Source organism: Brenneria rubrifaciens (assembly GCF_005484945.1).
GTDB lineage: Bacteria > Pseudomonadota > Gammaproteobacteria > Enterobacterales > Enterobacteriaceae > Brenneria > Brenneria rubrifaciens.
On record NZ_CP034035.1, the window covers coordinates 258,466 to 271,739 of the forward strand.

The window sequence follows — 13,274 nt, forward strand, 5'->3', positions numbered from 1 at the left end:
TCCTTAGCCACCCAAACTACGGGGAGCTCTGGAACTGGAACTGGCGCTGCTGCGCTGCATGCTGGTCTGTTTGGCGACGGTTTCGCCGAAGCCGCCACGTGTAACGGTTGAGGTTGTTGCCGGTTTGGGTGCCAGTGCGGTTTTCGGTACGTTGATGGTGCGGCCAGTGGCGGCGTTACCGTAGTTCTTGCCGGTTGCATCGACGAATTTGCCGTTTGCCGGGCTAGTCGGCGATTTTGAGGTAAACAGCGGTTGCTGCGCATAGCCCGCGCCACCGCCCATCATTCGGCCCATCATGTAACCGGCCATCAGCGGCATCCAGAAGCTGCCGCTCTGTTGGGATTCCGCAGCCATACCCGACTGTGCCGGCGCCTGAGTCTGCGTACACTGGGCCTCGCCAAACTCGGCGACGCAGTCTTCGCGGGTCGCATATTTAGGCGCCGTTTTCTCTGCTTCTTTCAGGGCGTTATTGTAAGCCGTGGTACATTGCTCGCTCATCGAGGGGTTGGCGGCGGAACAGTCGTCGGCGTTCTGATACAGAGAAACTGTTTCGTCAGCCTGTTCACAACCGGACAGGACAAAGACGGCGCTGACCGCCAAAGCGACGGGAGCAAGGCGGTAGGTTCGCCATCCTTTACGGAAGGTTTCCTGATTAATGTCTTTAGTACGTTTCATCGTGTCAATCCCAGAGAAAAGGCATCCTGCCGAATAACTAATATTGTGCGCTAAGAATAGGGGAAGGCAGATGGAATTTAAAGCGCCAAAGACGCTAACCGAGCGACTCTTTACGTTGCTATACATTTAGTTGTGCAGCGCTTCGCTTTATCTCACGAAGGGGGTAAAAAAAGCGGGAAATGATTTTCTACGCCACTTGCGGTGGCCGGCAATAAAAAGGGGAAACACCTGCGTTCCCCCCCCCCTAAACCAAAATGATTACTGAAGCGGCGCCGCCGATGCGGTAGTGGTATTGGCGAGCGGCGCGCCGCGGTTGTCGTCGGTGACCGGCGGCGTGGTTGAAACCGACTGGCCCAACGCGGCGTTCAGCGCCTGAAGGTCGTTTTCATTCAGCGTACCCAGCGCCGATTTAATGTTTAACTGATTGATCAGGTAATCGTAGCGCGCGCTGGAAAGTTGCTGTTTGGCTTCATACAGCGTGGTGGTGGCGTCCAGCACGTCGACAATCGTGCGGGTGCCGACCTGATAACCGGCTTCCATCGCATCCAGCGAGCTTTGCGCGGATACTTCCGCCTGTTTGTAAGCGTTGATGCTGCTGATAGAGGCGGAAATGTTGTTAAACGATGAGCGCACGGTCTGAATCACGGAGCGATGAGCGCTTTCCAGCAGTTCGCCAGCGCTGACAAAGTTGTACTGGGCCTGTTTCACCTGAGAGCTGGTGGTGCCACCGCTGTAGAGAGGCAGCGTAAAGTTGATGCCAACCTGGTTTTGACCTACGTCCGTGTCTCGCGACGCGTTACGGGCGTTATAGTCCGTATTGCTCACGCTGGTAGATGCGGTCAGATCCAGCGTCGGCAGATGTCCAGATTGCGCTGAACGAATTTGCTCACGCGCCAGATCCTGACTCAAGCGTGCGGATAACAGCGTCAGGTTACGGCTCTCTGCTTCTTTCAGCAGGTTATTGACCATTCCCGGCTTCTGGGTGGAGAAGCGTTCTATGTTTAGTCCGGCCAACTGCGGGTAGAAATTCCCGGTTACCTGACGCAGAGATTCCAGGGCATTATCCAGCGTGTTCCGCGCCAGCACTTCATTGGCCAATACGCTGTCGTATTGCGCGCGGGCGTTCTGTACATCGGTAATGGCGACCAGACCGACGTTGAAGCGCTGAGTGGTCTGATCCAACTGGCGGTAAATCGCCTGTTTCTGTGCGTTGATGTAGGATAGCGAATCAATGGCGCGCAGGACATTGAAGTAGGCGGTCGCCGTGTTCAGAATCAGGGTCTGCTGTTCGCTTTGGTAAGTCACATCTTCAATGCCCGCTTGTTTTTCCTGTAGCGTCAGCGCACGCCATTTAGACATGTCGAACAGGGTTTGAGTCAACTGCAATGATGCGCTTTTCTCATGGCTGTTTACGCCGCTGTTATCACGATAACCATTGTTATAGGTATAATCCGCGCCCAGCCCCAACTGTGGCAATAATGGGCCGCGCGCCTCATTGATCTTTTCAAACGCGGCATCGCGAACGGCGGCACTGCTGCGTAAATCCGGGTTGGTGTTTTTTGCTTGCTGATAAACCTGTAACAAATTTTCCGCCTGGACCGTAATACTAAAACCGCCCAGACTCAAGCCGATAAGAAGAGGGAGCAATTTCTTCATTTGCATTCCTTGTTGTGCAGCAATGTCGCTATGTTAGCGCTATCTATGGACAAATAATTGTCGATTCTACCAGAATCAGCCAATAGGATAAGGTAGCTGAACGTGCCATCTTTCAGTGGACGCGCACCGAACCGGCTGATGTTATTGACGATCCGGGCCTGAACGCTACGGAATTGTTCTGCCTTACAGGATAAACGTCACCGTCACAGAACGCCCGTAATCATCATTCCCCGCTGGAACAAGGGCTGAGTGTACATAAATCTACCACAAACAAATCTGTCAAAAACAAATCTATCAAAAACAACGACGAGTATAATGACAGGGGTTTCCATCATACAATACCGGATTCCATCAATACTCGTTATAGGAGTTTAGTCATGGGCGCTTCCGTTTCTGGTCCGGTTACTTTCACGAAAGATGATGTAGAAATTATTGCACGCGAAACGCTTTACAACGGTTTTTTTTCACTGGTGCGCTATCGTTTTCGTCACCGTTTGTTTAATGGAGAAATGAGTGATGAAGTCAGCCGCGAAGTTTTTGAACGCGGTCATGCGGTTGTCCTGCTACCTTATGATCCGGTACGAGACGAAGTGGTATTGATCGAGCAGATCCGTATCGCCGCCTATGATACCAGCGTTTCCCCCTGGCTGTTTGAACTGGTGGCCGGCATGATTGAACCGGGGGAGAGTCTGGAAGAGGTCGCCCGGCGTGAAGCCCAGGAGGAAGCGGGGTTAACGGTAGGGCGCTGCCAGCCGATAGTCGATTATCTTGCCAGTCCCGGTGGCACCAGTGAACGGTTGGCTGTTATGGTAGGCGAAGTGGATACCCGGACTGCGGCCGGCATTCACGGTCTGGCGGAAGAAAATGAAGATATTCGCGTGCATGTTGTCAGCCGCGAACAAAGCTATCAATGGGTTGAGCAAGGGATTATTGATAACGCAGCCTCTGTCATTGCCTTGCAATGGTTGGCGTTGCACCATGAGAAACTGAGAAACGCGTGGGTGGATTGAATTTATGAAGCGCTATACCCCGGATTTCCCGGCGATGATGAGACTATGCGAAACCAATTTCATGCAACTGCGGCGTTTGCTGCCCCGAATTGACGAAGTCGGTGAAACCGCGGTCTATCATGTCGATCATGCCGTCTATCGCTTAACGATTCTTGAGTCTACCCGCTATACCTCATTGGTTGAAATTAAGCAGACCGCGCCCGCGGTAAGCTACTGGAGCCTGCCGATGATGACGGTCAGACTGTATCATGACGCGCGGGTTGCGGAAGTGTGTGCCAGTCAGCAGATCTTCCGTTTCAAAGCACGCTATGATTACCCGAATAAAAAGCTGCATCAACGTGACGAAAAGCATCAAATTAATCAGTTTCTTGCTGATTGGCTAAAATATTGTTTGGCGTATGGTTCAATGTCGATTCCGGTTTGTTAGACAGATTGAAGTAACCAAGGACACCATCATTTGGAAAGCCTGTTGACACTTCCTGTGGCGAGTGGGGCCAGAGTCAGGATTTTACAAATAACAGATACCCACCTTTTTGCCGGCGAGCATGAAACATTGCTCGGTATTAACACCTATCGTAGTTACCACGCGGTATTGGATGCGATAAAAGCCCGGCGGGAGGCGTTTGATTTGATCGTCGCGACAGGCGACTTGGCGCAGGATCATTCTCTGGCGGCCTATCACCACTTTTCCCGCGGCATTCGGCAATTACCCGCCCCCTGTGTGTGGCTGCCTGGCAATCATGATTTCCAGCCCGCGATGGTGGATGCGCTGGCCGAGGAGGGCATTGCGCCGTCCAAACATGTGTTGGTCGGTGATAAATGGCAGATAGTCCTGCTGGATAGTCAGGTATCCGGCGTGCCGCATGGCGAACTGAGCGATTATCAACTGGAATGGCTGGAACGTTGCCTGAAAAATCAGTCGGATCGCTTTACCCTGCTTTTACTCCACCATCATCCCTCGTCTTGCGGCTGTACCTGGCTTGACCAGCACAGTTTGCGCAATGCGCATAATCTGGCGGCGGTACTGACCCGCTACCCGCGGGTGAACACGATCCTGTGCGGACATATTCATCAGGAAATGGATCTCGACTGGCATGGTCGTCGTCTGCTGGCAACGCCGTCCACCTGTGTGCAATTCAAACCGCACTGCACCAATTTTACGATTGATGATGTCGCACCGGGCTGGCGTTATCTGGACTTGATGCCGGACGGCCGACTGGAAACCGAGGTGTTTCGTCTGTCGGGAAGCGACTTCCTGCCGGATATGGATTCGGAAGGTTATTGATGCCCACCTTACTCTACCTTCACGGTTTCAACAGCACCTCTCACTCGGCGAAAGCCACCGCGCTGAAAAGCTGGCTGGCAGACCAGCATCCTGAAATCCGCATGCTGGTTCCTCAATTGCCGCCTTACCCGGCGCAAGCGGCCGAGATGATGGAATCGCTGGTGATGGAGCACTGCGGTCGTCCGCTCGGTATTGTTGGCTCCTCTCTCGGTGGCTACTATGCAACCTGGTTGTCCCAGTGCTTTATCCTGCCCGCGGTGGTGGTGAATCCGGCCGTCAGACCGTATGAACTGCTGCTCGACTATTTGGGCGCTAATCAGAACCCCTACACGGGTGAGCAATATGTGCTAGAGTCACGGCACGTTCACGAGCTGAAGGTTATGCAGGTCGAGCCGCTGGAAGCGCCAGATTTGCTATGGCTGCTGCTTCAGATCGGCGATGAGGTCCTGGACTATCGCCAGGCGGTCGCCTTTTACACGGCCTGTCGCCAAACAGTGGAGTCGGGGGGCAATCATGCCTTTGTCGGATTTGAGCGCTTTTTTGCACCCATAGTGAATTTTCTGGGTCTTACGACAGACTGATCACCGCTGATTTCATTTAAAACAATTCGTTTAAAACAAAGAATTCATTCAAACCATGACTCAATCAAGTTATAACGCTGATGCGATTGAAGTACTCAGCGGACTGGAACCGGTACGCCGTCGTCCGGGGATGTATACCGATACCTCGCGTCCCAATCATCTGGGGCAAGAGGTCATAGATAACAGCGTCGATGAGGCATTGGCGGGACACGCGCGCCGTATCGATGTGATTCTGCACGATGATCAGTCACTGGAAGTCATTGATGACGGTCGCGGTATGCCGGTGGATATCCACCCGGAAGAAGGCGTCCCGGCCGTTGAGTTGATCCTGTGCCGGTTACATGCCGGCGGTAAGTTCTCCAACAAAAACTATCAGTTTTCCGGCGGTTTGCACGGAGTAGGCATTTCTGTGGTTAACGCCTTGTCTTCACGGGTGGAAGTGACGGTACGACGTGACGGACAGGTCTACGACATGGCGTTTGAAAACGGCGATAAAGTGCAGGATCTCACCGTAACGGGAACCTGCGGTCGTCGTAACACCGGCACGCGCGTCCATTTCTGGCCGGATGAGAAATTTTTCGATAGTGCGCGCTTTTCGGTATCGCGGTTGACGCACTTACTGAAAGCCAAAGCGGTGTTGTGCCCCGGCGTAGAAATTATCTTTAAAGACAAGGTCAACAATACCGAACAGCGCTGGTGCTATCAGGATGGTCTGAACGATTACCTGTGTGAAGCGGTGGACGGCCTGATTACCCTGCCGGAAAAACCGTTTCTGGGCGCCATCGTCGGGGATACCGAAGCGGTGGACTGGGCGCTGCTGTGGCTGCCGGAAGGCGGCGATCTGCTGACCGAAAGCTACGTTAACCTGATCCCCACGCCGATGGGGGGAACGCACGTTAACGGACTGCGTCAGGGATTGCTGGATGCCATGCGTGAGTTTTGCGAATTCCGTAATATTCTGCCGCGCGGCGTCAAACTGAGCGCAGACGATATCTGGGAACGCTGCGCTTATGTGCTGTCGGTAAAAATGCAGGAACCGCAGTTCGCCGGGCAGACCAAAGAACGCCTGTCTTCCCGCCAGTGCGCCGCGTTCGTTTCCGGCGTGGTGAAAGATGCTTTCAGTCTGTGGCTGAATCAGAACATAAAGGCAGCGGAACAACTGGCAGAGTTGGCGATTGCCAGCGCTCAGCGCCGGATGCGGGCCGCCAAAAAGGTGGTGCGTAAAAAACTGACCAGCGGCCCGGCGTTGCCCGGTAAGCTGGCGGATTGCACCTCGCAGGATCTGAATCGCACCGAACTGTTTCTGGTGGAAGGGGATTCCGCGGGCGGATCGGCGAAACAGGCGCGGGAGCGTGAGTTTCAGGCGATCATGCCGCTGAAAGGTAAGATCCTGAATACCTGGGAAGTGTCTTCCGATGAAGTGTTGGCCTCTCAGGAGGTGCACGATATTTCAGTGGCGATCGGCATCGATCCCGACAGTGACGATCTCAGCCAGCTTCGTTACGGCAAGATTTGCATTCTGGCGGATGCGGACTCCGATGGTTTACACATCGCCACGCTGCTGTGCGCCCTGTTTGTCCGTCATTTTCGCGCGCTGGTGCGTGGCGGGCATGTCTATGTGGCGATGCCGCCGCTGTACCGTATCGATCTGGGGAAAGACGTTTATTACGCCCTGGATGAAGAGGAAAAAGCAGGCGTTCTGGAGCAGCTCAGACGTAAAAAAGGCAAGCCCAACGTACAGCGCTTTAAAGGTCTGGGTGAAATGAACCCGTTGCAGTTACGTGAAACCACGCTTGATCCAAATACCCGCCGTCTGGTGCAGTTGACCATTAATGACGACGATATCGATCAGACCATGGCGATGATGGATATGCTGCTGGCGAAAAAGCGTGCCGAAGATCGCCGCAACTGGCTGCAAGAGAAGGGCGACCGGGCGGAAATCGAGGTCTGACGCCAGTTCGCCTGTCGGCATTTCAGTAACAAATGGGATAAGCGCGCGCTGCCGCGCTCTTATCCTGACTCGTTCAAACGAGCTTTTTAAAGCGTTTCCATGTTATTTATTCTTAAAAATCCACATTGACGCCAAGCTGGAAGGTGCGGCCGGGTGCGACTGACAGCGCCTGATCGTACAGATCCTGGTTGGTTGAGCTTTCCAGATTGCGGCTGCTCAGGTAATCCCAGTATTTGCGATCGGTGATGTTGTAAATGCCGCCGCTCAGCTTCACATTTTTGGTGACGCGGTAGTAGGCGCTCAAATCCAGCAGGCCATAACCGGGAACGCGCATATACTGGGTGGCGGAGTCCGCAATCGCGCCGCCGCTGTTGTTGTAACTCTGCCGGCCGGTTGAGGAGGCTTGTTTGCCTTTATTAAAGGTGGCGGTCAGCGCGGCGCCGTAACGCAGATCTGGATCGTCATAAGCCACCCCCACCACCGCTCTCATCGGCGGGACGCTGTCGAGATCGACGTATTTGTCGCCCGAATAGCGTGATTTTGATTGCCCTTCCGCGTAACCGAAAGCCAGACGGGTGCTCAGACCGTCGGCTTGTTCAAACCAGGTGCCGAAGTCGAATTTGGCGCTAATTTCACCGCCGTAGATATAAGCTTTATCACGGTTCTCCGCCTGATAAATGGTTCCGATATTGCTCGGTACGTTGGTGAATTTATCCGGGTTAGCCGTGCGTTGATAACGCGTATAATCGATAAAATTTTTATAACTGTTGTAGAACACGGCGGTGTTAAGCGTAACTCCCTTTACCGCTTCGCCTTTAAGACCCCATTCGACGTTGTCGCTGGTTTCGGTATCCAAATCGGAATTGCCAATCAGCGCGTATTGTGAAGAACCCATCCAGTTTGACGGCAAGTTGTAGGAACCGTACAACTGGCTGGCGTTGGGGAACTGTGCGCCGCGTTTGTATTGCAGATAAGTGGTCAGTTGCGGAGTGATATCGTAAAGGAAGCTCAGAGACGGCAGCACCTGAGTATCGCTGAAACTGCCATAGAGCGTCTCGACGTCAGAGGTGTCGATAACGCTGCCGTCGCCGGTCATATTGGATAAGTTGGTCGGCTTGCTGTTCTGATAAGCCACGCGCACGGCCGGCACCACGGAAAAGTCGTGCCCGCTCAGATTCCAGGTCATTTTATCCTGCACAAAACCGCCCAGCATGTAGCTGCGGCTATCGGCCTCGGGTTTTGACAGATCGTTAAATGATGTCAGCAAGGGATCCTGCCGGTATGGACGCTCGCTCCTGGACTCGCTGGCGTTGAATCCCCAACTGAATGCATGAAAGCGCCAGCTTTTGGCCATCTGGGTTTCAATACCGTAAGTTTTCACATCGTAATCAGAGTAGATAAGGTGAGCCGGGGCAGCGAGGAAACCTGAGCCTGATGCTGGTGCTGATGTATTATCGTGCGCCTCGGTTTGTTGATAAAACAGCCGGGTATCCACTAAGTCCACCAGCGGATTGTTGGTCGGCGTCCAGCGATCTTTCAGGCTGGCGCTCCAACGGCGGGTCTGGCTGCTCTGCTGCGCCTTGCCGTAAATCGTGCTGCTGCCGGAGCCCCAGTAGTCAAAGTTGGTGTGGTTGGTTTTATGGTAATAATCCAGCGTACCGGTGAACATGTGTTCGCTGTTGGGCTGCCAGATCCCTGATGCCAGAACAGCATTGGAGTGCCAGTTGGCGGGATAGGCATCAAGGGTGCCGCTGTTGTTTTCCGTTTCCTGACCGTCGCGGCGGCTGACCGCGATCAGGCCGCGCAGCGTTTCGTCGCCGCCAGCAACGGTGACGCCGTTGTGCCAGCTACGATTGGATGAGTCATAGCCGCTCTGGTAGCCGAAGTAGCTCGATTTTTCGGGGGAGAGGTAATCGTCGGCGGATTTGGGGCGAAACGAAACCGAGCCGCCCAGCGCGTGGTTGCTATTGGATACGGCGGTGGCGCCGGATTCGATACCCACCGAGCCATACAGATAAGGATCGATATAGTCTCGACCGATGCCGAAGGTGTTGGAGCCAGCGCGACCGGCATAACTGCGCCCGGTGGCGTTGGGTTGGGCGATGCCGTCCACGTCGATGGAGACACGGTTGGCTTCCAGCCCGCGGATGTTATAGCCGGTGTAGCCGCCGCGATCCCCGGAATATCCGCTTTTACCAGTGTTGGCGCCGCCGCTGCTCCCCGTTGCGCCGATCAGCGGTTGGTAGCGCATAATGGTGCCGAAATCATTAGCGCCGTTTTTCTGCATTTCTTCAGCAGTCAGAGTCACTGACGAACCCGCTTCTTTCTCGATTTTAGGCGAGAGAACGGTCATTACTTCACCTGTTGGCTCGGTTTTACTGGTCGACGCCGCCTGATCTTTCGCATCGGCGGCGCCATTGTCACTCTTACCGGCCGGTGAAACCGAGACTGTGTCGGCGACGGCGTTGTTTAACGCAATGCCCGTTAATATCCCGGTGAGAAGAATTTTATTTAACTTATTGTTAATTAACATGATGATACTCTTTTCTATAGGGCTATCCTGCCAGTGGTGTCGATAGACGCGCTGGCAATCAATGGCGGTGGCGGAAAAATGAGCAATAACATTATAACTGGTAGGGTAATGATAAGTATTATCATAATGTTAAGCATTATCATTTATGACCGCAATAACGTGTGATGATGATGAATAATTCTTAATAAAAGGTTTTAGGCGAGAGGTGATCGGCCGGTAATGCGCGGGTGAATAGCGAAGGGAATGACCATAAAAACACAGGCTCCATTGCTGGAGCCTGTGTTTACTGCGGCGATCTCGAACAGATTTAGCTTTTCAACATAGACGCATTAATGCTCAATGGAGCGGTATTTGCTATGGGTTTTAACGCCCCATAGTCCGGCCATTACGCTCACAATGGCGCCGATCAGCAGGGCAAAGAACGACCAAAACCCGGCTTGTGCGGCGGCAGACGCGGCGGCGGCCGCTTGTTCGCGGGCTTTTTGTTTCAGTTCGGTATACTGCTGTTTGGCTTGCTCAATGCGGGCTCCGACATCATTCAGCCGCTGGTTGACCAACCGGGCGGTTTTATTCTTGGCTTCAATCAGATTATCAACGGTTTGATTCACTTCTTCCTGGGTCATGGACGTGTTTTCTGACAGCGCTTTGGTCAAGCTATTACGGTCGACGTCTTGTGCTAGGGCTTCACCACGCTTTTTCAGTTTGCCGAGCAAACTTTGTACAATCGCGTCGCTGTTATCCGGGTTGACCGCCATGGCTTTTATCGCTTCGCCGATCTCGGTTTTCGCACCTTCCAACTGTTTTTGCATATAGTCTGGATGCAATGACTCAATGTCGCTGTTGCGCAATGCCTCCGCCACTTCATTGGTCATTTGTTCAGGCTGTAGCGTCGTATTGAGATCAAGGCCATCAAACGCCTTGCCGCCCAGATTGGTCAGGCTTTGCATCCCGCCCCCGAGGGTGGAACCCGCACCAGAAATGACGCTGCCCGTTAATGATGCCAGTGATCCGAGCGCATTACCGGTGGCTTTCAACGCGCCGCCAAGCAGCATGCTGCCTAAAACAGCGGCCACGAGCAGCGCCGTTGCCCAGACAAGAAAGCCATGAATCAAGCCATCAACCGCCGCCAGCCGCCCGGCAACAAATGCCCCTGCGGCCAGACTGACAATGATGGACAAGGCGGACCAGATCAGGACGGTAGTTCCCACCCCGTTAACTGGCTCGTCAGACAACGGATCGACAATCGCAAACCCCAAACCGGTGCCGAGCGTAGAAAGTAATAATGAAACGGCCAACACGGTCACTACACCGCCAATGATACTTCCCCAAGATATTTTTTTTGTCACCTGTAAATCATTCGGAATACTCATACCAACCCCCTCTAGAAACTGTTATTTTCAATCTGTCAACGCCTTGCAATACAAGGTAAAATCATTAGGCAAAATGAAGTATAGTCGCGATTGAAAAAACAAGGCGGTGTGAGAGAAAACAAGCAAGTTTTGATAATTAAATTAATAATATTCAATGTGTTGAAATGGTAAAAAATAACAATATCAGTAATGGGTAATATTTTTTCAGGACGAAAGCTGTAAATATACTATTAAAAATAATTAGCATTATTAATATTACTCTTCAGTGTTTCTGGTGAAACCCCTTATCGCCCCGGAAGGGAGAATCAAGTCGGGGTAAGGGGTTTCCGTCAAGGTTTCAGGGAGCCGCAGCTCCCTGTCTTGGGCTATCCGGCGGTGGAATCAATACAAACTGGCTTTCCCCGTCGAACCGAACAGCGCCATTTTATCGCGGATGACCTTTTTGGCTGCCTTGATGGGTTCCGGGTAGATGGCATTGGGGTCCCACCAGGTTTCACGGCTGAGGATTTCACGCGCTTTTTTAAAATAGGCGTATTTCATATCGCTGGAGATGTTGATCTTGCCCACGCCGAGCGTTACGGCTTCGGCAATCTCGGCGTCCGGGTTGGCGGAGCCGCCGTGCAGAACCAGCGGGATAGACACCCGTTGCGAGATGTCACGCAGGATATGCATTTGCAGCTCCGGTTTCAGGTCTTTCGGGTAGATGCCGTGCGCGGTGCCGATTGCCACCGCCAGCGTATCAACGCCTGTCCGGTCGACGAAATCTTCCGCCTGTTGAGGATCGGTATAAATCACTTTACTGACGCCGCCCTCTATCGTGGTGCCGGTATCGCCAATGGTGCCGAGTTCCCCCTCAACGGAAACGCCGACGGCGTGCGCCAGTTTGACCACTTCGGCCGTCAGCGCCACATTCTCTTCATAAGGCAGCAGCGAGCCGTCAATCATGACGGAGGTAAACCCGCACTGAATCGCCCGCTGAACGTGCGCTATGGAAGCGCCGTGGTCGAGATGAATGACAAACGGCACCGGGCTGCGCAGGGTTCGTTCGCGGACATAGGCAAAGAACGTATCGGTAACAAATTCCAGCTCGCTGGGATGTATGGAAATAATGGCGGGTGTGTTGGTTGATTCAGCCTCTTCCACCACGGCGCGGATAAAGCAGCTATCGGCGACGTTAAACGCGCCGATGGCAAAACGGTGTTCGCGGGTGGGTTTCAGCATTTCGTGCATGGAAATCAACATGTTTTGTCTCCCCTGATGGTGGACGATAGGTAGCGTTTCCCCGTATCAGTGAGGATTCACTGATATGTCTTACATAAAACGGTGGGCGGTGAAAACGGGCGACGATCGGCCGTTACGCTTGATTTGCTGCGCCGGACCAACTGAGATAGTCGCAAACCACCTCCCGGCAGGCGGATTCCATCATGGCCAGTAAATCCGCCAGTTCAGTCTCGGGATGCTGTTGCAGCGCCTGCTGTAACGTGGCTTTTCCCGCCTCAAAGACTGCCGCGCCGACATTGATTTTCGCCACGCCGTGACGACTTACCCGGCGGATATCGTCGGCTTTGGTGCCGCTGCCGCCGTGCAGCGCCAGCGGAAGCGGCGACGCCCGATGCAGGGCATCGAGACGCTCATAGTCGATCCGGGGCGTCACGCCGGGCGGATAAACCCCGTGGGCGGTGCCGACCGATACCGCGAGCAGATCGATGCCGGTCTGACGAATAAAGGGCGTGACCTCTTCCACCTGCGTCATCTTTACGGCGGCGTCGTCAAGATCGTACACCGTCGCATCGGCGATATGTCCGAGTTCCCCTTCCACGCAGACCCCGGCGGTGGCGGCCATTTGCACCACCTGCCGCGTCTGACGGATGTTCTCCTCCAGCGGATGGCTGGACGCATCGATCATCAGGCCGGTAAAACCGGCGCGGAATGACTGGCCTATCAGATCGAACGCTTTGCCATGATCCAGACTCAACGCAACCGGAACGGCGGCCTGCTGCGCCAGGGCGCTGACCAGCGGCACGGCGAGGTGCGGCGGAAAATGCCGGCAGTGTCCCTGGTAGACATTGAGGATCAGCGGGGCGCGTTGTTGTTCGGCGGCGGCGATCGCCGCTCGCGCCGTCTCCAGGTTGAAGCAGTTAATGGCGAGCACGGCATACTGCCGTTGATACGCGTCATCAATGAGGGCTTTCATCGGGGCATACATAACGGCT

General features: G+C 53.9%; 11 protein-coding genes. 5 read left to right on the forward strand and 6 right to left on the reverse strand.

Annotated elements, in window-relative coordinates; genetic code table 11:
• Positions 1–3 precede the first annotated feature (3 nt).
• Both EH207_RS01265 and tolC read right to left on the reverse strand, forming a co-directional pair.
• Complete coding sequence (locus tag EH207_RS01265; protein WP_137712390.1) at positions 4–675, reverse strand: DUF1190 family protein; 672 nt, start codon at positions 673–675, stop codon at positions 4–6.
• Between the two features lie 258 nt (positions 676–933).
• Positions 934–2,331: an outer membrane channel protein TolC gene (gene tolC, locus EH207_RS01270; RefSeq protein ID WP_137712391.1), complete on the reverse strand. Its 1,398-nt coding sequence runs from the start codon at positions 2,329–2,331 to the stop codon at positions 934–936.
• A gap of 377 nt (positions 2,332–2,708) precedes the next feature.
• On the opposite strand from tolC, the gene nudF reads away from it, so the two are divergent.
• From nudF to parE, 5 genes are read left to right on the forward strand one after another with little or no spacing between them, the layout of a single operon-like run.
• Complete coding sequence (gene nudF, locus EH207_RS01275; protein WP_137712392.1) at positions 2,709–3,341, forward strand: ADP-ribose diphosphatase; 633 nt, start codon at positions 2,709–2,711, stop codon at positions 3,339–3,341.
• Between the two features lie 4 nt (positions 3,342–3,345).
• Complete coding sequence (locus EH207_RS01280; RefSeq protein WP_137712393.1) at positions 3,346–3,768, forward strand: DUF1249 family protein; 423 nt, start codon at positions 3,346–3,348, stop codon at positions 3,766–3,768.
• 30 nt (positions 3,769–3,798) lie between these two features.
• Positions 3,799–4,626, forward strand: a complete 828-nt coding sequence (gene cpdA / locus EH207_RS01285; protein ID WP_137712394.1) for a 3',5'-cyclic-AMP phosphodiesterase — start codon at positions 3,799–3,801, stop codon at positions 4,624–4,626.
• Positions 4,626–5,207 (forward strand): esterase YqiA, encoded by a 582-nt coding sequence (yqiA, locus tag EH207_RS01290; RefSeq protein WP_137712395.1) that lies wholly within the window; start codon positions 4,626–4,628, stop codon positions 5,205–5,207. The genes cpdA and yqiA overlap by 1 nt, the downstream gene beginning before the upstream one ends.
• 55 nt (positions 5,208–5,262) lie before the next feature.
• Entirely contained in the window at positions 5,263–7,158 is a 1,896-nt protein-coding gene (gene parE, locus EH207_RS01295) for a DNA topoisomerase IV subunit B (RefSeq protein WP_137712396.1), read from the forward strand.
• A gap of 112 nt (positions 7,159–7,270) precedes the next feature.
• On the opposite strand, the gene EH207_RS01300 is transcribed toward parE, so the two are convergent.
• From EH207_RS01300 to EH207_RS01315, 4 genes are all read right to left on the reverse strand, one after another.
• Positions 7,271–9,691 (reverse strand): TonB-dependent receptor domain-containing protein, encoded by a 2,421-nt coding sequence (locus EH207_RS01300; RefSeq protein WP_137712397.1) that lies wholly within the window; start codon positions 9,689–9,691, stop codon positions 7,271–7,273.
• A 329-nt stretch (positions 9,692–10,020) separates the two neighbouring features.
• Positions 10,021–11,061 carry a CAP-Gly protein gene (locus tag EH207_RS01305; protein WP_137712398.1) on the reverse strand — a complete coding sequence of 347 codons (1,041 nt, stop codon included), beginning with the start codon at positions 11,059–11,061 and terminating at the stop codon, positions 10,021–10,023.
• A gap of 381 nt (positions 11,062–11,442) precedes the next feature.
• Positions 11,443–12,303, reverse strand: a complete 861-nt coding sequence (locus EH207_RS01310; protein ID WP_137712399.1) for a ketose-bisphosphate aldolase — start codon at positions 12,301–12,303, stop codon at positions 11,443–11,445.
• A 112-nt stretch (positions 12,304–12,415) separates the two neighbouring features.
• Positions 12,416–13,267 carry a class II fructose-bisphosphate aldolase gene (locus tag EH207_RS01315; RefSeq protein WP_137712400.1) on the reverse strand — a complete coding sequence of 284 codons (852 nt, stop codon included), beginning with the start codon at positions 13,265–13,267 and terminating at the stop codon, positions 12,416–12,418.
• Positions 13,268–13,274 lie beyond the last annotated feature (7 nt).